At 70.4% G+C, this 18,885-nt stretch carries 15 protein-coding genes; 5 read left to right on the top strand and 10 right to left on the bottom strand.

Going from position 1 to position 18,885, the window contains the following annotated elements:
- The 4 genes from ACZK5D_RS05245 to ACZK5D_RS05230 are packed head-to-tail and all read right to left on the bottom strand — an operon-like array spanning window position 1 to window position 5,338.
- Window positions 1–1,293 carry a hypothetical protein gene (locus ACZK5D_RS05245; protein ID WP_463664516.1) on the bottom strand — a complete coding sequence of 431 codons (1,293 nt, stop codon included), beginning with the start codon at window positions 1,291–1,293 and terminating at the stop codon, window positions 1–3.
- The gene (locus ACZK5D_RS05240) at window positions 1,293–3,794 is read right to left on the bottom strand and encodes a glycoside hydrolase family 65 protein (RefSeq protein WP_463664542.1); all 2,502 of its coding nucleotides are present in this window, start codon (window positions 3,792–3,794) and stop codon (window positions 1,293–1,295) included. The genes ACZK5D_RS05245 and ACZK5D_RS05240 overlap by 1 nt, the downstream gene beginning before the upstream one ends.
- Window positions 3,794–4,510 (bottom strand): HAD family hydrolase, encoded by a 717-nt coding sequence (locus tag ACZK5D_RS05235; protein WP_463664515.1) that lies wholly within the window; start codon window positions 4,508–4,510, stop codon window positions 3,794–3,796. Before ACZK5D_RS05235 ends, ACZK5D_RS05240 begins: the two co-directional genes overlap by 1 nt.
- A 9-nt stretch (window positions 4,511–4,519) precedes the next feature.
- A complete protein-coding gene (locus tag ACZK5D_RS05230) occupies window positions 4,520–5,338 on the bottom strand; it encodes an Fpg/Nei family DNA glycosylase (RefSeq protein ID WP_463664514.1) in 819 nt (272 codons plus the stop codon).
- Window positions 5,339–5,371: 33 nt separating this feature from the next.
- On the opposite strand from ACZK5D_RS05230, the gene ACZK5D_RS05225 reads away from it, so the two are divergent.
- Window positions 5,372–5,515: a hypothetical protein gene (locus ACZK5D_RS05225; protein ID WP_463664513.1), complete on the top strand. Its 144-nt coding sequence runs from the start codon at window positions 5,372–5,374 to the stop codon at window positions 5,513–5,515.
- Window positions 5,516–5,544: 29 nt separating this feature from the next.
- On the opposite strand, the gene ACZK5D_RS05220 is transcribed toward ACZK5D_RS05225, so the two are convergent.
- Window positions 5,545–5,994: a ribose-5-phosphate isomerase gene (locus ACZK5D_RS05220; protein ID WP_463664512.1), complete on the bottom strand. Its 450-nt coding sequence runs from the start codon at window positions 5,992–5,994 to the stop codon at window positions 5,545–5,547.
- A gap of 7 nt (window positions 5,995–6,001) precedes the next feature.
- Window positions 6,002–8,104: an NAD-dependent DNA ligase LigA gene (gene ligA, locus ACZK5D_RS05215; protein ID WP_463664511.1), complete on the bottom strand. Its 2,103-nt coding sequence runs from the start codon at window positions 8,102–8,104 to the stop codon at window positions 6,002–6,004.
- 147 nt (window positions 8,105–8,251) lie between these two features.
- On the opposite strand from ligA, the gene pepN reads away from it, so the two are divergent.
- Complete coding sequence (gene pepN, locus ACZK5D_RS05210; protein ID WP_458993461.1) at window positions 8,252–10,840, top strand: aminopeptidase N; 2,589 nt, start codon at window positions 8,252–8,254, stop codon at window positions 10,838–10,840.
- A 3-nt stretch (window positions 10,841–10,843) separates the two neighbouring features.
- On the opposite strand, the gene ACZK5D_RS05205 is transcribed toward pepN, so the two are convergent.
- A complete protein-coding gene (locus ACZK5D_RS05205) occupies window positions 10,844–11,047 on the bottom strand; it encodes a hypothetical protein (protein ID WP_458993460.1) in 204 nt (67 codons plus the stop codon).
- A gap of 63 nt (window positions 11,048–11,110) precedes the next feature.
- On the opposite strand from ACZK5D_RS05205, the gene pyrR reads away from it, so the two are divergent.
- From pyrR to ACZK5D_RS05190, 3 genes are read left to right on the top strand one after another with little or no spacing between them, the layout of a single operon-like run.
- Entirely contained in the window at window positions 11,111–11,647 is a 537-nt protein-coding gene (gene pyrR / locus ACZK5D_RS05200) for a bifunctional pyr operon transcriptional regulator/uracil phosphoribosyltransferase PyrR (RefSeq protein ID WP_463664510.1), read from the top strand.
- Window positions 11,644–12,573 (top strand): aspartate carbamoyltransferase catalytic subunit, encoded by a 930-nt coding sequence (locus ACZK5D_RS05195; RefSeq protein ID WP_463664509.1) that lies wholly within the window; start codon window positions 11,644–11,646, stop codon window positions 12,571–12,573. Before pyrR ends, ACZK5D_RS05195 begins: the two co-directional genes overlap by 4 nt.
- Entirely contained in the window at window positions 12,573–13,841 is a 1,269-nt protein-coding gene (locus ACZK5D_RS05190; protein ID WP_463664508.1) for a dihydroorotase, read from the top strand. The genes ACZK5D_RS05195 and ACZK5D_RS05190 overlap by 1 nt, the downstream gene beginning before the upstream one ends.
- 10 nt (window positions 13,842–13,851) lie before the next feature.
- Here the strand turns inward: ACZK5D_RS05190 and ACZK5D_RS05185 are convergent, their stop codons facing one another.
- Genes ACZK5D_RS05185 through ACZK5D_RS05175 form a run of 3 tightly spaced genes read right to left on the bottom strand, consistent with a single transcriptional unit; the run spans window position 13,852 to window position 18,622 of the window.
- Window positions 13,852–17,202, bottom strand: coding sequence for a DEAD/DEAH box helicase family protein (locus tag ACZK5D_RS05185; RefSeq protein WP_463664507.1), 3,351 nt, complete (start codon window positions 17,200–17,202; stop codon window positions 13,852–13,854).
- Between the two features lie 39 nt (window positions 17,203–17,241).
- Window positions 17,242–17,844, bottom strand: a complete 603-nt coding sequence (locus tag ACZK5D_RS05180) for a hypothetical protein (RefSeq protein WP_463664506.1) — start codon at window positions 17,842–17,844, stop codon at window positions 17,242–17,244.
- A 4-nt stretch (window positions 17,845–17,848) separates the two neighbouring features.
- Entirely contained in the window at window positions 17,849–18,622 is a 774-nt protein-coding gene (locus tag ACZK5D_RS05175) for a hypothetical protein (RefSeq protein WP_463664505.1), read from the bottom strand.
- Between the last annotated feature and the right edge of the window lie 263 nt (window positions 18,623–18,885).

Raw genomic sequence — 18,885 nt, 5'->3', positions numbered from 1 at the left:
TCACACCGACAACCAGGCCACGTCCAGCAGGGAGGGATGCGTGGAGAGTTGGCACAGCAGCCGGTTCTCCGCCACCTGCGCATAGGCGGCGAGCCGGATGCCGAGCTCGGACTCGCCGAGGCCGGCCGCGTACAGCTTCGCCACAGCCACGTCGGCACCCCGCAGCGGCCGTGGATCGGTGCTGATCCGGCCGAAGCCGATGGCCGCGAACGCCCGCCTGCCCAGGTCGTTGAAGTCCCCCACCGGCCAGCCACCGGAGGCGAGCTCGATGGGCGCCAGGCCGTGCAGGGCGAGGAGGACGCCGTCGAGCCGAGAGGCCCTGGTGAGGACCGCTGTGGCGGACGCTTCAGCCTCCGCCTCGACGGGCAGGCCAAGCGACCCGGCCAGCGCCGCGGCCGCTGCGATCCAGGCCGTCGGGCGGTCCTGGTGGTCGCCGATCAACACATCAACCGCGTCGAGGAGATCGTCGGACGGCCAGGCGTCCAGCATGTGCCGCACCGCGACGTAGGCCCACACGTCGTTGCGCAGGGGTGAGTCCATCAACTCGCCGCGCAGGACGGCGAGGTCGCGGAAGGCGCCCACCTCCACCGCCGTCGGCCCGCCCGGGCCCCACACGGTCACCGGGGTGAGCCCGGGCGGCGGCAGGACCGAGAACTCGCCGTCACTCTCCTCGAGGATGACGCCCTCGGGGACGGTGACCATTCCGTCCGGCGCGCTGAACTCGACCACCCGGCCCAGCGCGACGTGCCGGGTCCACGGCAGCCACGACGGCTCTGCCGGCACTTCGAGCTCATCGCCCTCGTAGGCCTCGTAGGTCCAGGCGGCCGCCGCCACCTGCCTGGGGCGGAGCAGCACCGACTCCTCCAGTGGGTGACAGCTACCCACGGCCGGAGACGGTGTGGACATGCCCCGACGCTGCGTCAGCAGGCCAGGCCCGGCGGCGGAGCGCAGCGCGACCTCGCCGGATGCGCCGGCAAGCCACGAGATGGGTTCGTGGGGACCCTCGACCCGCAGGACGGGTCCGGGAACGCTGACCACGTCGTCTGACACCGACTCGAGCGAGATCTCCACGCGCAGCCGCTGGCCGGAACGGACCCTGACCGTGGCCGCGACACCCGCCTCGTGCTCAACGTCCACGCCGACGGCGTCAGCTGCCCGCCTCGGATGACCCCAGCCGTCCTGGAACTCGACGGCGAGCAGCGTCAGCCGGCCCTCCCCCAGCAGCTCGAACCCACGCGCAGTGGCGCGGGACTCGAACGCCTCGCGCACCGCGCCGGTCACTTCAGCAGTCATCAGTCAGAACTCGTCACTTCCTGGGGGTGGGACTCGGGCACGATGGCCTGCACCACCGATCCGTCCTCGCGGTTGGCCCCCACCACAGGGTGGCTGCCCTCCAACGAGGGTAGCCGCCTCCCCTGACCGTCGAGCGCGACGCTCACCGGCGAGCCGGGCTGGACCACCACCTGCGTGCCCCGCACGCTCACCTCGACGGCGGCGCCCTCCTCGACGTCGAAGGACATCTCATCGGCGCGCAGCCGCACGCGCAGGCGGGAACCGCGGATCCTCAGCGGGAAGGTCAGCGCGGTCCACCCGTCGGGCAGGCGCGGGTCGAAGCAGACCCGGCCCTGGTGATCGCGGAGACCACCGAACCCGTAGACCAGCGCGTTCCACACCCCGCCGGTCGAGGCGATGTGCGCGCCGTCGCGGGCGTTGGAGTGCAGGTCGGCCAGGTCAACATAGAGCCCGGACAGGAAGTACTGCATGGCCATGTCCTGGTATCCCACCTCGGCGGCCATGACCGACTGGACGACGCCGGACAGGGTGGAATCACCGGTGGTGATCGGGTCGTAGTACTCGAAGTCCGCCCGCTTCTCCTCGTCGGTGAACTCGTCCCCCTGAAGGAACAGCGCGAGCACCACGTCCGCCTGCTTGAGCACCTGGAAGCGGTAGATGACCAGCGGATGGTAGTTGAGGAGGAGCGGGCGCTTGTCGTCGGGGGTGTTCTCGAGGTCCCACAGCTCCGAGGACAGGAACTTCTCGTCCTGCGGATGGATGCCGAAGGTGTCGTCGAAGGGCACCACCATGCCCTCGGCGCAGGCCTCCCACTCGTCGATCTCGGCCGGGTCCAGACGCAGGGCCTCCTCGACGCGCTGGAAGGCGTGCGCGTCCTCGGCGCGCATCTCGCGCAGCAGCGCCGCGGCAGACCTGAGATTTGCCCTGGCCATCACGTTGGTGAACATGTTGTTGTTCACCACAGCCGTGTACTCGTCCGGCCCCGTCACCCCGTGGATGTGGAACCGCTGCGTGCCGTCGGCCTCCCTGCGCCAGAAGCCCAGGTCCGCCCAGAGCCGGGCCGTCTCCACCATGACCGCGGCGCCGTCGCGGTACATGAACTCCTTGTCGCCGGTGAGGTCGCGGTACTTGGAGAACGCGAAGGCCACGTCCGCATCGATGTGGTACTGGGCCGTCCCTGCCGCGTAGTAGGCCGACGCCTCCTCCCCATTGATGGTCCGCCACGGGTAGAGCGCGCCGCGCTGCGACATCACGGCGGCCCGCTCCCTGGCCTGCGGAAGCAGGTTGACCCGGAACCGGAGCGCGTTGCGGGCCACCCCGGGCGCCGTGTAGATGAGGAACGGGACCAGGTAGACCTCCGTGTCCCAGAAGTAGTGTCCCTCGTAGCCCGAGCCGGTGACGCCCTTGGCCGCGATCCCCAACTGGTCGCTGCGCGCCGTCGCCTGGGCCAACTGGAACAGGCACCACCGCACGGCCTGCTGGATGTGCGGCTGCCCCTCCACCTCCACGTCGGCGTCGCGCCAGAAGGTCTCGAGCCAGGCCCGCTGCTTGTCGTGGTAGTGCTCGAACCCGTTGTCGCGGACGCGGTCGAGCGTGCGGCGGCAGCGGTCCGACAGCTCTTCGCCGGGCACGCCGCGGGACGTGTGATAGGCCACCGCCTTGCGCACGACGACGGGGACACCCTCCGCCGCCTCGACGCGGAACACCTGCTTGCCCACGTCGTCCTCCGTCGACGAGATGGCCTCGAAGGGGTTCTCCGTGTCGATGTAGTGATCGGCGCCCACGGCGATCGTCATGCCGGAGCGGCTCGTCTGGTAGGCCATCACCATACGCCGCCCCTGGTCCCAGTGGAACTCCGGTTGGAGGACCCGCCCGTTGAACGTCGCACTGCGCCGCGGGTCCCAGGCCTCGCCCCCGGTCTCCGGCCGCCGGTAGTCGGTGTAGCCGTCCTGACGGTTGACGATCTGGGACGTGACCACCACTGGGGCGTCTCCGCCTGACAGGAGGGTCACCTCGATCTCCATCAGCGCCAGGTGACGGTCCGTGAACGAGACCATCCGCGAGCTGCGGATCCGGACCCGCTTGCCCGCGGGGGTGCGCCAGATCACCGTGCGGGTCAGCCGCCCACTCCTGAAGTCCAGCGCGCGTTCATACCCGTCGAGGTCCGCGACGGAGAGCACCAGCGGCTCGTCATCGACGTAGATCTTCATCAGCTTGGCATCCGGCACGTTGATGATGGTCTGGCCGGTGTGCGCGAACCCGAAGGCGTCCTCGGCATGCTTGATGGGCCAGGTCTCGTGGAAGCCGTTGATGAACGTGCCGTGGGCGTAGCTGGGGCGCCCCTCCTCCGGGTTGCCACGCATGCCCAGGTAGCCGTTGCCGACGGCGAACAAGGTCTCGGTGACGCCGACGTCGGCATCGGAGGGCTCCACCTCGACGAGCCTCCACTCGTCGATCGGGAACCGCATCCGGTTGAGCGGGTCCGCCGCGATCTCGCGGATCATCGGGGCACCAGGTCACCGAGGTCGGTCACCACGAGATGCGCCCCCGCGTCGAGGAGCGCATCACGCCCCACGCCGCGGTCCACTCCGACCACCAGGCCGAAGTGGCCCGCCGCCCCCGCCGCGACACCCGAGATGGCATCCTCAACCACCACGGATTCGCTGGCCAGGGCCCCGAGCAGGGAGGCGGCCCGGATGAAGGTGTCCGGGGCGGGCTTCCCGGCCAGCGACTCCTCGCCCGCCAGGTTGCCGTCGACGATCACGGGGAAGTAGCGCAGCAGGCCTGACGACTCGAGCACCGCCCGCGCGTTCTTCGACGACGACACCACGGCCAGCCTGTGGTGGCCGGCCGCGAGCTGCTCGACCAACCGGACCGAGCCCGGGTACGGGGTCACCCCGTCGCGTTCGATGACCGCGGTGACGGCGTCGTTCTTGCGGTTACCCAGTCCGCAGACCGTCTCCAGGGACGGGTCGTCGTCCGGCGTCCCCTCCGGGAGTGCAATGCCCCGCGACGCGAGCATGTCGCGGACGCCGTCGTAGCGCGGCTTCCCGTCGACGAAGGCGAAGTAGTCGGCGTCGGTGTAGGGGGCCTGCCCGGGGATGCCCGCGAGGTATCCGTTGAACATCTCGTCCCAGGCCCGCATGTGGACCTCGGCGGTGGGGGTGAGGACCCCGTCGAGGTCGAAGAGCACGGCAGCGTATGAGCTCCAGTCCATCTTCCGATGCTAGTCCTGAGGGACCGCCCTGCGTCGGCGTTGGCAGCGAGGGCACCAGTAGAGATTGCGTCCCTCCAGCATCGCGGTGCGCACCTGCGCGCCGCACACCAGACAGGCCTGGCCGGCGCGGCGGTAGACATAGACCTCGCCGCCATGCCTGTCCACCCGAGGGTCGCGGCCCTGGGCCTCCGGGCCGTGGACGTCGCGCACCGTGTCGATGCGCCCCTGCTCGACGGCGTACTCCATCAGCCCCACCAGGTCCTGCCAGAGCACCATCCAGGTGCGCTCGTCGATCCGGTTACCGGGGACCGTGGGATCCAACCGGTGCCGATACAACACCTCGGCGCGGAAAATGTTGCCCACCCCGGCCGCGACCCGCTGATCCATCAGCAGCGCCGCGATCGGCTTCCCCGAGCGCCGAAGCCGCGCGTAGCCCTTGCCCGGGTCCGCGTCCGTGCGGAGGGGGTCGGGGCCGCTGGCCTCGATGACCGCGTCGCGTTCGGCCGGGGTGAGGGTGCGGCACCACTGAGGGCCGCGCAGGTCGGCCGCGGTGACCCCGTCGTCGATCCTGAGCCGCACTTGGCCCCGGGGCGGCGCGTACGGCTCGAGGTTGAGCTTGCCGATGAGGCCGAGGTGGATGTGGACCACGTCCCCGGTGGCGAAGTCGACGAACAGGTGCTTGCCCACCGCCTCGCCGCGCTCCAGGACGGACCCGTCCAGCGACGCGGCGTCGAAGCGGCCCTGCGGCGACGTGACGGACACCGAGCGGCCCCCGAACGTGCCGGTCAGGGCGTCGGCGAGGCGGTGGATGACGTGACCCTCGGGCATCGCTCCAGCCTAATGGGGGTTTACGATGGCCACATGAGCGAGGAGCTGCGCCGCGAGTTCGGCCGAGACGGCATTTCGGGCCTGGTGGATCACCACCGCGCCCTCCGCGCCCGACTGCTCACCGGTCCCCGCCGCGACGAACCCGCCCCGCAGAAGGCCCCTCCGGTCATCAGGTAGCGATCGGCCTGCCCGCGCGCTTGGCTGGATCAGCGGCCCGCCTCGTACTCGGCCAGTTGATCGATCCGACGCTGGTGGCGCTCCTCGCCGCTGAACCCGGTGGCCAGGAACGTGGCCACGATCTCGTAGCCGGCCTCAAGGCTCTGCATCCGTCCACCGAGCGCGATGACGTTGGCGTCGTTGTGCTCGCGCGTCAACCGCGCCAACTCGACGTTGTTGGCCAGGGCCGCGCGGATGCCCTTGACCTTGTTCGCGGCGATCTGCTCGCCGTTGCCGGAGCCCCCCAGCACGATGCCCAGCGAACCCGGCTCCGCCGCCACCGCCTCGGCGCACGGGATGATCAGCGGCGGGTAGTCGTCGAGCGCCTCGTAGGTGTGCGCCCCGTGGTCGACAACGTCGTGGCCGTCTGCCCGGAGGCGCTCGACAAGGTAGTTCTTCAGCTCGAACGCGGCATGATCAGTGGCAATGTGGACTCGCATGGGGTAACTATTCCACCCCCGCCGGACCCTCAGCCAGGAGGGCGACGAACCCGGACTCGTCGAGGATTCTCACCCCCAGCTGCTCGGCCTTGGCGGCCTTGGACCCGGCGTTCTCGCCGATCACCACGTAGTCGGTGTTCCTGCTCACCGAGCCCGCGGCCTTGCCGCCCCGGGACAGGATCGCCTCCTTGGCCTCGTCGCGGGTGAAGCCCTCCAGCCCGCCGGTGACCACCACGGTGAGCCCCTCGAGCGTGCGGGGGGCCGACTCGTCCACCTCGTCGGCCATGCGCACGCCGGCGTCCGCCCACGCCGCGACGATGTCGCGGTGCCAGTCCACCTCGAACCAGGCCACGATGGACTCGGCGATCACCTGACCCACGCCCTCGGCCGACGCGAGGTCCTCCACCGAGGCCGCGCGGATCGCTTCCATGGAGCCGAAGCGGGCGGCCAACGATCGGGCCGCGGTGGGGCCGACGTGACGGATGGACAGCGCCACCAGCACCCGCCAGAGCGGCTGCGCCTTCACTGTCTCCAGGTTGGCGAGCAGCTTCTCGCCCTGCGCCGACAGCACCCGCCCGTCACGGAGGCCCGTCGCCGGAGGGTCCGTCAGCTCCGACGGTTTGGCCTGGCGGGTGTACAGGTCTGTCCGCAGCAGGTCCTCAGAAGTGAGGGCGAACAGCGCTCCCTCATCGGCGATCAGTCCCGTGGAGAGCAGCGCGCCCGCCCCCTCCCAGCCGAGCGCCTCGATGTCGAACGCGCCACGCGCTGCCAGCGCGAAGAGCCGCTCCCGCAGCTGGCTGGGGCAGGACCGCGAGTTGGGGCAGCGGATGTCCTTGTCGCCCTCCTTCTCGGGGCGAAGTTCGGCGCCGCAGGACGGGCAGTGCGTGGGCATCACGAACGGGCGCTCCGTGCCGTCGCGGAGTGCCACGACCGGCGCCACGATCTCGGGGATCACGTCGCCGGCCTTGCGCAGAACGACCGTGTCGCCGATGAGCACGCCCTTGCGCTCCACCTCGTAGGCATTGTGCAGAGTGGCCATCTCGACGGTGGAGCCGCTGACGAACACAGGCTCCATCACGCCGTAGGGCGTCACCCTTCCGGTGCGTCCCACGTTGACGCGGATGTCGAGCAGCCGGGTGTTGACCTCCTCGGGCGGATACTTGTACGCGATGGCCCAGCGTGGGGCGCGCGAGGTGGACCCCAGCCGCTCCTGCTCGGCCAGCGCGTCGACCTTGATCACGATGCCGTCGATCTCGTGACTGAGGTCGTGGCGGTGCTCGCCGTAGTGCCGGACGAAGGCGGCCACCTCGTCGGGGCTGCTCACGACGGTGAAGGTGTCGGGCACCGGCAACCCCCACTCCCTCAGGGCGCCGTAGGCCTCGCTCTGCTTGGCGAACTCCGCCCCCTCGACGGCCCCGACGCCGTGGACCAGCATCCGCAGCGGCCGCGACGCGCTGACGGCGGGGTTCTTCTGGCGCAGCGATCCCGCGGCCGCGTTGCGGGGGTTCGCGAAGGGCGCCTTGCCGGCCTCCACGAGGCTCTCGTTGAGCGCCTCGAAGCCGGCGGCGGGGAAGAAGACCTCGCCGCGCACCTCCAGCACGGCGGGCGCTTGCCCCGCGAGCCGGTGCGGGACGCCGTCGATCGTCAGGACGTTGGGCGTGACGTCCTCCCCGACCCGGCCGTCGCCGCGGGTGGCCGCAACGATCAGGCGCCCGTCGAGGTACAGCAGGTTGACGGCCAGGCCGTCGATCTTGAGCTCGCAGAGGTAGCGCTCGGCCGGCGTCCGGGCCAGCCAGGCGGCGAGCTCCTCGTCGGAGAACACGTTGTCGAGAGACATCAGCCTGCGCCGGTGCTCGACCGGCCTGAAGTTGGTCACCTGCGCGGCTCCAACGCGCTGGGTGACCGAGTCCGGGGTGACCAGCGAGGGGTGCTCGGCCTCCAGCGCCTCGAGCCCGCGCATGGCCGCGTCGTAGTCGGCGTCGGACATCATGGGCGAGTCCGCCCCGTAGTACGCCTCCTGCGCGTCGCTGAGCAGCTGGTTCAGCTCGGTCCAGCGCCGCCTCAGGTCAGGGGACGTCACGCCTGATTCGGGCTCGATGTGCTCGCTCATGTGGCCATGGTTCCACACCGCTCCACCGCCCCGCCGAGCGATTCCGAGCCCGAAATCCCACGCCACGGCGCGAATGCCCACCAGAATGGGCGGGAGACGCGCCCGGCTGGACCCGGGCGTCGATGAACTGACGAGTAGGAGCACCAGATGGCCACGGCGAACATCACCCGCGACGAGGCGATCGCGCGCTCACGCGTGATCTCGACGGAGGCCTACCGGGTCACCGTGGACCTGACGGGCCGCGAGGTCGCGGAGCCGGAGCGGGTCTTCCTCTCCACCACCGAGCTGTCGCTCACGGCACACGGTGGCGACACGCACCTGGACCTCATCGCCGACGAGGTGCGCGAGGCCTCGCTCGACGGTGAGCCCTTCGACACCGCAGGGTTCGACGGCTACCGTCTCCCACTCCCCCACCTCGAGGAGGGACCGCACGAGGTCCGCGTGGTGGCGGTGTGCCGCTACTCCAACTCCGGCGAGGGCCTGCACCGGTTCATCGACCCGGCCGACGGCCGCACCTACCTCTACACCCAGTTCGAGGCGGCAGACGCACGGCGCATGTACGCCACCGCCGAGCAGCCCGACCAGAAGGCGACCTTCCAGCTGACCGTCCTCGCCCCCCTCGAGTGGCTGGTCTTCACCAACGCCCCGAGCGTGGCGCCGTCGGACATCGGCGACGGCTTCGGCCGGTTCGAGCACGCACCCACCCCGCGCATCTCCACCTACATCACCGCCCTCGTGGCGGGCGAGTTCCACGTCCGGCGCGGCGTGATCGGCTCCGCCGCGGGCGAGGTGCCGGCCTCTGTGGCCTGCCGGCAGTCGCTCGAGCAGTACCTGGACTTCGACCGGATCCTCACCACCACCCAGCGCGGCTTCGAGGTGTTCGAGAACGCCTTCGGCGTGGCGTACCCGTTCGGCACCTATGACCAGATCTTCGTGCCCGAGTTCAACGCCGGCGCCATGGAGAACGCCGGCTGTGTCACCTTCCGCGACGAGTACCTGTTCCGCTCCCGCGTGACCAGCCGCGAGCTGGACGCCCGCGACAACACCATCCTGCACGAGCTTGCGCACATGTGGTTCGGCGACCTGGTGACCATGCGCTGGTGGGACGACCTCTGGCTCAACGAGTCCTTCGCCGAGTGGGCCTCCCACTTCGCCAACCACGAGATCGCGGGCGCCTTCGGCACCGGCGCCAACCCGTGGGCGTCGTTCAGCAACGAGCGCAAGGCCTGGGCCTACCTGCAGGACCAGCTCAGCACCACACACCCCATCGCCGCCGACATGTCCGATCTGGAGAAGGTGGAGCAGAACTTCGACGGCATCACCTACGCCAAGGGCGCCTCGGTGCTGAAGCTCCTCGTCTCGCTGGTGGGCAGCGACGCGTTCCTCGCGGGCGTGACGCAGTACTTCCGCAAGCACGCGTACGGCAACACCGAGCTCTCGGACCTGCTCGACGAGTTGGAGGAGGCCTCCGGCCGCGACCTCTCCTGGTTCTCCGCGCAGTGGCTCGAGACCTCCGGCGTCAACACCCTCTCGGCGGACTTCGACGTCGACGACGAGGGCCGGTTCACGCGGTTCGCCGTGCTGCAGTCCGCCCACCCGAGCTGGCCCACGCTTCGCACGCACCGGCTCGGCATCGGCCTCTACGGCCTGGAGGAGGGCGCGCTGACCCGCCGCCACTACGCCGAGGTGGACATCTCGGGCGAGCGCACCGAGCTGCCGGAGCTGGAGGGCGTGGCCAAGGGCGACGTCGTGCTCCTCAACGACGGCGACCTCACCTACGCGAAGGTGCGCCTGGACGCGGCGTCGGCGGCCACGCTTGTGGAGCACATCGGCGGGCTCTCGGATCCGCTGGCCCGCGCCGTCGCCTTCACCTCCTTCTGGGAGATGACCCGCGACGCGGAGCTGCGCGCGCAGGACTACGTGGCTCTGGTGCTGGCCGGGCTGCCGAGCGAACACGACATGGCCGCGGTCTCCACCCTTCTAGGACAGGCGGTCACCGCGTCGCTGTCCTTCACGGCGCCGGAGCTCCGCGAGGAGGCCAACGTCAGGCTGGTGGCAGGCCTGGCGAGGCTGCTCAAGGGGGCCGCGGCAGGCTCCGACGAGCAGGTGCTCATCGCGAAGGCGCTGATCGCAAGCGTCCGTGCCGAGGAGGGCGTGGCCCTGCTCAAGGGCTGGCTCGTCGGGGAGGAGGTGCCCGACGGCCTGGCCATCGACACCGCCATGCGGTGGGCCATCACGTCGGCGCTGTCGAAGCTGGGCGCCATCGGCGAGGACGAGATCGCCGCCGAACTGGAGCGGGACGCGACCTCGGCGGGGGCCGAGCAGGCCGCCGGTGCCGGGGCGTCGCTGCCCACCGTCGAGGCGAAGATCGAGGCCTGGACGCGCGCCACTGACGACCCGTCCATCGCCAACGAGACGCACCGCGCGATCTGCATGGGGTTCTGGCGGTACGGGCAGGACGAGGTGCTCGAGCCTTACCCGGCCGCGTACCTCGAGCTGCTGGGCCGGATCTCGCGCCGCGAGGGCACGTGGGCGGACCGCGGATACGCCACCATTGGCACCGCCCTGCGCTGGCTGTTCCCGACGCCGCTGGTCGATGAAGGCCTGGTGGCCACCGTCGCCGCGTGGCTCGAGGACAACGAACCCAGCGAACAGGTGCGCCGGGCCGTCACCGAGCGGCTCGACGAGGCCAGACGGGCGCTGCGGGCGCAGGCGAAGAGCCGCGCCGAGGGATGAGCGTCAGGCCTTGCGCGCCGGCTCGAGCTCGGCCGTGTGCGCCTGGCCCTCCCGATGCCGGCGCGCGAGCTTGGGCCCGAAGACCAGCAGGGTCACGACGGCGCCGAACGCCAGCGGGCCGATCACGGTCAGCATGAGCAGGGTCAGGTCCGACGCCGGCTCCGGCTGCGGCCAACCCGGGAGGACCTCAAGGGGGAGCAGAATCATGGGGGAACTCTAGCCGAGGCAGCGTCGGAGGTGCGGTAGATTGCCCACGACCCAGGAGGTGCGATGGAACACGCCCGCACGGTGCTGACCGCCGACGAGATGGCCTACGCGTTGACCCGGATGACCCACGAGATCCTTGAGCGCAACCACGGCGCCGACGGCGTCACGCTCCTGGGCATCCTCACCCGGGGTGCCCCCCTTGCCAAACGGATCGCGGACATCGCCGCCCAGCAGGGGCACACCCTCCCTGTGGGCCGGCTCGACATCACGATGTACCGCGACGACCTGCGGGCCCAACCCACCCGCCCCGTCGGCCGGACCGTGCTCCCCGGCAGCATCGACGGGAAGGTCGTCGTGCTCGTCGACGACGTGCTCTACTCGGGCCGCACCGTCCAGGCCGCGCTGCACGCGCTGGCGGACCTCGGCCGGCCGCGCGCCATCCAGCTCGTAGCCCTGGTGGACCGCGGCCTGCGGGAGCTGCCCATCCAGGCCGACGTCGTCGGCAAGCACCTGCCCACCGCCCGCGACGAGCGCGTGCGCGTCGCGGTCCGCGAGCTCGACGGCCAAGACCTCGTGACCATCGAACGGACCGCCCAGTGAAGCACCTGCTCAGCATCGCCGACCTCAGCGCCGAGGAGATCGTCTCCATCCTGGACCTGGCCGTGGAGATGCACGACGTGCAGTCACGGCCCATCAAGAAGCTGCCCGCGCTGCGCGGCCGCACCGTGGTCAACCTGTTCTTCGAGGACTCCACCCGCACCCGCTCGTCGTTCGAGCTGGCCGCCAAGTGGTTGTCGGCGGATGCGATCAACGTCGCGGCGAAGGGCTCGTCGGTGTCCAAGGGCGAGTCGATGCGCGACACGCTCCTCACCCTGGACGCCATGGGCGTGGATGCCATCGTCATGCGCCACGCGGGGTCCGGCGCGGTCCGGCAGGCCGCCGGCTGGGTCCGGGCGTCCATGATCAACGCCGGCGACGGCATGCACGAACACCCCACGCAGGCCCTGCTCGACGCCCACGCCGTCCGCCGGCACTTCGCCGCCCATGGCCTGGGCGACGTGGCCGGAAAGCGGGTGGCCATCACCGGCGACCTGCTGCACTCCCGCGTGGTACGCAGCAACGTGCTGCTGTGGGCCAAGCTGGGCGCCTCCGTCGTCCTCGTGGCGCCGCCCACCCTGATGCCGCCCGGCGTCGAGCAGTGGGGGGTGGACCTCAGCAGCGAACTGGATCCGGTCCTTCCGTCCGCGGACGTGGTGATGATGCTGCGCGTGCAGCGCGAGCGGATGAGCGGCGGGTTCTTCCCCTCCGAGCGCGAGTACATCGACGGGTACGGCCTGACCCCCCGTCGGCTGGCGATGCTCAAGGACGGCGCGTGCATCGCGCACCCCGGCCCCATGAACCGCGGCCTCGAGATCTCGTCGTCGGCCGCCGACTCGGCGCGCTCCATCATCCTGGACCAGGTCTCCTCCGGGGTCGCGGTGAGGATGAGCGTGCTCTACCACCTGCTAGCTGGAGAGGAACAGTGATGACGGCAACCGTGCTCCGCGGGGTTCAGCTCCCCGACGGCACCCGCACCGACCTTGTGATGGAGGACGGGCTGTTCGTCGACTCCCCCTCCGGGGAGGCCACCGTCGTCGACTGCGACGGCCTGATCGCGCTGCCCGGCCTGGTGGACGTGCACACCCACCTGCGCGAACCCGGCCGGGAGGACGCCGAGACGGTGCTCAGCGGCTCCCGTGCGGCGGCCCGCGGCGGGTTCACCGCCGTGCTGGCCATGGCCAACACCCAGCCGGTGACCGACACGGCGGAGAAGGCCGAGCACGTGCACGACCTGGGTGTCGCGGCGGGGCTGGTGGACGTGGCTGTCATCGGCGCCATCTCCAAAGGCCTGCGCGGCGAGGAACTGGCCGAGCTGGGGCTCATGAACCGCTCCCGGGCCCGCGTGACGGTGTTCTCCGACGACGGCATGTGCATCCAAAACGCGGCGTTGATGCGGCGGGCGCTGGAGTGGGTCAAGCCGTTCGGCGGCGTGATCGCCCAGCATTCGCAGGAGTCGAACCTGGCTGGTCCCGGCGCGTGCTGCCACGAGGGCGAGATCTCCGGCCGGCTGGGGCTGGGTGGCTGGCCTCCGGTGGCCGAGGCCACCATCATCGCGCGTGACGTGATGCTCGCGGAGGCGACGGGGTCGCGGCTGCACGTGTGCCACATCACCTCCGCCGAGGGCGTCGACGTGGTCCGCTGGGCCAAGGCGCGGGGGGTCGATGTGACCGCCGAGGTCACCCCGCACCACCTGCTCCTCGGCACCGAGGAACTGGAGGGCTACGACACCGTCTACAAGGTCAATCCGCCGCTGCGCACCCCCGAGCACGTCGAGGCGCTGCGGGCGGCGCTGGCCGACGGCACCATCGACGTCGTGGGCACCGACCACGCCCCGCACGCTCCGCAGGACAAGGACCACGCGTTCGTCGACGCCAAGCCCGGGATGCTCGGGCTGGAGCAGGCGCTGTCGGTGGTGATCGAGACCATGGTCCTGCCCGGGCGGCTGGACTGGGCCGGGGTCGCGGAGCGGATGAGCCACCAGCCGGCCCGCATCGCGGGCCTGGCCGGTCAGGGGCGGCCGCTGGCGGTTGGCGAGCCGGCCAACGTGGTGCTTGTGCACCCCACGCGCCGCGCGGCGGTGGACCGCGAGGCGTCCGCGTCGCTCAGCCGCAACAACCCATATCACGGCCGCGACCTCCCGGACCCCGTCGAGGCCACCTACCTCCGGGGGCGGGAGATCTACCGCAGGGCGTAGTGAGTCGGCCTCAGGCGACGGCGTGGGCCTTGATGCGGCCGAGGATCTCAACGATCTGGCCCACCTGCGCCTCGGGGAAAACGAAGTCCGGCCCCGTCGGCGCCCGGTCCGTGTACGGCGACTCGAACAGCCGGGCCGGCTCCATCACGCCGTTGGCGGTGAGCTCATCGACGATCAGGTTGACGAACCGCACCTGATCCACGGTGTAGCGGTTGCCGTCCAGGAACTCGCCGAACGCCTCCGCGGCGGCCGGCCGGTCCAGGCCTACGAGGGACCGTACGAACAGACCCAGTCCCCCGGTCCGCTCGGCGGCGTGGGCGATGTCTGTCGGGGCGGCCCCGCTGTCGATCAGCATCGACTCAAGCGCAACGAGGTCATCGGGGGTCAACTGCTTGTTGCGCCGGAGCCTCCCCAACGTCACGTCGTTGGCGTGAGCGCGGAGGAACGCGGCCGCCTTCGCCCGGAAACGCTCCATATTCGTGCCTGGCGTCACGCCTGGGAGCTGGATCTCCACCGCCGGGGTCAGGACGTCCTCGAAGTCCGTGTAGATCGGGTTGTGCGCACTCTTCTCGACGAAACGCACGAGGGAGCGCAGCCGGAGGCGTGCCACCTCCAGCATCGGCAGTGTCACCTCGACCCACCACTGGTCGCCGGCCACTGCCTCCAGCAGCTCCGCCCGTTCGGCGATCGACGGGATCGCGGTCCTGGCCAACAGCGATTCGGCGACCGCCTGGATGGTCTGCCTGATGCGCTCGGCGGTCACGGTGTCGCCGTCGAGCTGGGCGAGTTGACGGCGGAGGATCAACGCGTCGAACCTCTTGGCGTCGACGTCGGCGTCGGCGAGCGTGGTGGGTAGACCCGCAAGGGCTCGCGCCGCTTCAGCTGCCTCACCGTCGAGCCTCTGCCACGACTCCCAGCCCGCGAAGCGCTCCACCGCTCGACGGTGGGGCCGGACGATGACGTTGTCCAGGGTCATCCCAGACACGTGCTCATGCAGGATCCTGGCCACCTCGTCGCGGAGGTCGCGGTCCGTCTGGGCCCGGTCCAGCCCGGTGACAAGCGAGAGCCGCATCTCGTAGAGCCGCTGGGTCAGCGACTTCTGCGTCGATCCCTCGGCGGTGGCGGGGTCCTGGCTGAAGAACTCGAGGTTGCCGCAGAAGTCGAAGATCAGGAACTCCCGCTTGTCCTGAGCGGGGCCGAACAGATCAGGGCGGAGCCTCGTGCCGCGGCCGATCATCTGCCAGAACTTGGTCTTGGAGTGCACCGGCTTGAAGAACACGAGGTTGACCACGTCGGGCACGTCGATGCCTGTGTCCAGCATGTCGACGCTGACGGCGATGTGCGGCGCCTTGCCGGGCTGGGAGAACTCGTCGATCAGCGAGTCCGCGTACGTGATGTCGTGGGTGATGATGCGGGCGAAGTGGCCGGCAGTGTCCGGCCACCCGTGGTCGAACCTCTCGGCGATGAACTCGGCGTGACGGCGGTTCCGGGCGAAGATGATGGTCTTGCCGAGGCGGTCTCCCCCGTCGACCTTGATGCCCTGGGTCATCAGCGTGCCGAGCACCTGGTCGACGGTGTCCTCGTTGAACAGGAACCGGTTGAGCGCGTCCGCGCCCACCTCGGCGGGGGTGCCGTCGTCGCCCCAGTCCAGCGCGTCCCAGTCGTCCTTCTCCTCTTCGGTGAGGTCGTCGTATCGGATGCCCTGGCGGAGGAACCTGGTGCCGACGGCGACGGCGCGCGCCGGCACGAGGTAGCCGTCGGCGACGGCGTCGGTGAGTGAGTAGGCGTCCGTCGGCACGCCGTCCTCGAGATGGAACAGCCGGTAGGTGTTGTGGTCCACCTCGTCCTTCGGGGTGGCGGTGAGGCCCACGAGGAGGGAGTCGAAGCGCTCGAAGATGGCGCCGTACTTGGCGTAGACCGAGCGGTGGGCCTCGTCGATGATGACGAGGTCGAAGAAGCCGGGGCCGTAGAGGTGTTCCCCGTTGTCGTCGGTCTGGTTGAGGAGGTTGAGCATCGTGGGGTAGGTGGAGGCGAACACGCGGGCATCGCGGGCCTTCTCCTGCAGCAGATTGACCAAGGGCGTGGACGGCAGGTGCTGCTTGAAGGCGTTGACGGCCTGCTTGACGAGTGCGGTGCGGTCGGCCAGGAACAGGACGCGCTTGACCCAGTTGGCCCGCATCAGCTGGTCCACCAGGGCGATGACGGTGCGGGTCTTGCCCGAGCCCGTCGCCATGACCAGGAGCGCCTCGCGCTTGCGGTGCTCGAGCGCGTCGTCGACGGCCTTGACGGCCCGGACCTGGTAGTGGCGGCCCGCGATGTCCTGGTTGACCGGGACGGAGGCCAGGGGGCGCTTGGTGGCGCGTCTCTGGATCGTCAACTCCAGCTCGGCCCGGGTGTAGAACCCCTGCACCTGCCGGCGCGGGTAACCGGCGGCGTCGTCCCACAGCCAGTGCTCGTAGCCGTTGGTGAGGAAGATCACGGGCCGGCGGCCGTACCGCCGCTCGAGAGCGTCGGCGTAGAGCTTGGCCTGCTGCTCGCCGACGTCCGGGCTGCGCCCGGTGCGCTTGGCCTCGATGACGGCGAGCGGGAGCCCGTCGGCGCCCCAGAGGACGTAGTCGACGAAGCCCCTGCCCGAGGCGTTGGGCATGCCGTCCACCTCGAACTCGCGGTCCCGCGGCTCGTCCAGCGGCCAGCCCGCCTCGCGGAGGAGGAGGTCGATGAAGGTGTCGCGGCTTTCGGCCTCGGTGTAGTCGTGCTGGTCGGTGAGGGTGGTGGCCTCCTGCGCGGCGCGGATCCGCTCGCGCAGCTCCGCGTTCTCCGCCTCCAACTTGGCCAGCAGGCCATCGCGGCTGGCGAGTGCGACCTTGTGGGCCTCGTCCTGCTCCCGGAAGCGGTCGGCCAGCTTGACGGCCTCGTCCCTGCTCAGCGGCGCCATCCTGGCCGCGAGGCTGGGGTCGAAGACCGCCGAGGTGGGCACGGCCTGCGGCTTGTCGGAGTGGTGGAACGCGGCCCAGATCACCAAGTGGTGGACCTCCCTCAGCACCGCGAGCGCGTCGCCGCCCCGCACGGGCGCAATGCTGTGTGCCGCGGTGTTGCCCAGCCTGCGGACGAGGTTGAGCTTGCCCTGGATGCCCAGGCCCACCTTGGCCGCGAAGCACGCGTCGTTGATGCGGGCGTTGAGGTCATCGCGGTAGGGCGGTGCGAGTTGCAGCACGTCATACAGGTAGTCGACGAGAAGCTCGGCCACCCGGCGGCCATAGATGCAGGCCGACCGGGGGTCTGACCTCAGGTAGCCCTCGGCACGGACGCAATCGGTGAAGAGCTCAGGCCAGATGGGCTCGATGAAACGGAAGTTGCTCATCGAAGCCCCCCAGTCATGGGCGTCAGCCTAGCGAAGGCGCTATGCAAGCATGCGGGTGCCGCTCGGCGTGACCTCGTAGCGGTAGCCGAGTGGGCTGAACCAGAAGAACTGCCCTGGCCTGGGCTGATCCACACGCCAGACGCCCGCGGTCTTGGCGCGATGCACCCGCCGACTCAGGGGCCCGAGGTTCCCCACCCTCGTCTGCCCCCGGCAACCCGGCACGAACGACCGGGTGTGATCCAGGTCCAAGCCCTGGGCACGACGCTGCGAGAACAGGAACATCTCGTGCTGCAGACCCAGCAGCAGCGCCCTCTTCAACCCCGCCGACGGCACATACCGGTCCTCGGCAGGAATCTCGGGAAGGTCGATCACCGGATGCACCGAGACATCGAGACCGGGGAGCAGGTCCGCCAACAGCGCCGCGGTGATGTGTCCGGCCTTGTCGACCCGGGCCGTGCCGATGAGCCCGCCGACGGCATCGGTGTGGATGTGCACCGCCAGCTCCAGCTTGGGCCGCAGCTTGGCTAAGGGCGCGGTGATGGAGCCACACAGCGCACCCAGGCAGTGCGGGTCGTGCCGCTGCCCGCCACCCGCGACGGCGGGGCCGGGCACGACGCTGGGGTCCAGGGGCGCGGCGGGCACGCCGTCAAGGACGGCTGAGAGGCTGTCCAGCAGTGCGGGTTGCGGGGGCACGCTGCAGGAGCGCGAGCGCGTAGGCGGGATTGGCCAGCACACCCAGCGCCTTCGCGCGCAGGTTCGACTTCGACACGCCGGGATGCTCGGCGGCCAGCAGGTCCGCGATCCGATCCACGGCGGCATCCAGGTAGCGGGCGTCGAGGACGTCCAGGCGGCCGGTCAGGTTCATCACCCCGTTGTGCAGGCCCCACACATGCACCCCGCGGTCCTCGCGCTCCTGACGCTCCCGCTCCGCGGCGCGAGCCAGATCGGCCTCGATGATCATCTTCCGCAACAGAGTGAACGCCGCCGTCCAACCCAGCGCCTGCTGCTTCACCACCCACCGGCCGGTGACCTGATCAGCGGCCTCGGGTGACAGGTCCAGGCACATCGACGCGGCCCTGCAGGCCCGGGCCGGCTCGACCTCCCACCGCTGCATCGCCGCGAACAGACCGGGATGCCTGTGCTTCAGATTCAGCGCATCAGCCAACTTCGAGGCCGCCACGATCGGGGTGCAGCGCAGCAGCCCGGCCAACTCCATCCCGATGAACTCCGACACCTCCGGCGTCCCAACACCCCCCACGACGACCCTGCGCTCCGCCAGGACCTCCATCACGTCGTCATAGTCCACCTGATACACCTCGGCCAGGTCACAGATCAGGGTGAGGGTCTGCGCCTCCGCGAACCGGCGCAACTCATCGCTGGAGCGCAACCGCTCCGCGATCTCCCGCGCCTCGTCCTTCATGGATCCCACACTATGACCCACCACTGACAGTTTTCGCCCACCAGTACGACACTGCGGGAATTCTTCTGGAGATTCTCTCTCCGAGGTGTCACCGCACCCGGCGCGGGGCGGTGGCCGTCGCCTTCTACAGCCCGTAGCCGTGGCCGGGTCGTGGGGGGGGGGGGGGGGGGGGGGGGGGGGGGGGGGGGGGGGGGGGGGGGGGGGGGGGGGGGGGGGGGGGAAGGGGGGGGGGGGGGGGGGGGGAGAAAACGAAAAAACCAAAA

Source organism: Tessaracoccus yangjingae, from assembly GCF_055326235.1.
Note: the sequence above shows the minus strand (reverse complement) of the source record. Positions and strands in the feature narration are given on the sequence as shown.

What these genes read in the sequence shown, in the direction of transcription:
- ACZK5D_RS05245 (WP_463664516.1), bottom strand. Translation starts at nt 1,293, where the DNA reads ATGACTGCTGAAGTGACCGGCGCGGTGCGCGAGGCGTTCGAGTCCCGC.
- ACZK5D_RS05235 (WP_463664515.1), bottom strand. Translation starts at nt 4,510, where the DNA reads ATGGACTGGAGCTCATACGCTGCCGTGCTCTTCGACCTCGACGGGGTC.
- ACZK5D_RS05230 (WP_463664514.1), bottom strand. Translation starts at nt 5,338, where the DNA reads ATGCCCGAGGGTCACGTCATCCACCGCCTCGCCGACGCCCTGACCGGC.
- ACZK5D_RS05225 (WP_463664513.1), top strand. Translation starts at nt 5,372, where the DNA reads ATGAGCGAGGAGCTGCGCCGCGAGTTCGGCCGAGACGGCATTTCGGGC.
- ACZK5D_RS05220 (WP_463664512.1), bottom strand. Translation starts at nt 5,994, where the DNA reads ATGCGAGTCCACATTGCCACTGATCATGCCGCGTTCGAGCTGAAGAAC.
- ligA (WP_463664511.1), bottom strand. Translation starts at nt 8,104, where the DNA reads ATGAGCGAGCACATCGAGCCCGAATCAGGCGTGACGTCCCCTGACCTG.
- pepN (WP_458993461.1), top strand. Translation starts at nt 8,252, where the DNA reads ATGGCCACGGCGAACATCACCCGCGACGAGGCGATCGCGCGCTCACGC.
- ACZK5D_RS05205 (WP_458993460.1), bottom strand. Translation starts at nt 11,047, where the DNA reads ATGATTCTGCTCCCCCTTGAGGTCCTCCCGGGTTGGCCGCAGCCGGAG.
- pyrR (WP_463664510.1), top strand. Translation starts at nt 11,111, where the DNA reads ATGGAACACGCCCGCACGGTGCTGACCGCCGACGAGATGGCCTACGCG.
- ACZK5D_RS05190 (WP_463664508.1), top strand. Translation starts at nt 12,573, where the DNA reads ATGACGGCAACCGTGCTCCGCGGGGTTCAGCTCCCCGACGGCACCCGC.
- ACZK5D_RS05185 (WP_463664507.1), bottom strand. Translation starts at nt 17,202, where the DNA reads ATGAGCAACTTCCGTTTCATCGAGCCCATCTGGCCTGAGCTCTTCACC.
- ACZK5D_RS05175 (WP_463664505.1), bottom strand. Translation starts at nt 18,622, where the DNA reads ATGAAGGACGAGGCGCGGGAGATCGCGGAGCGGTTGCGCTCCAGCGAT.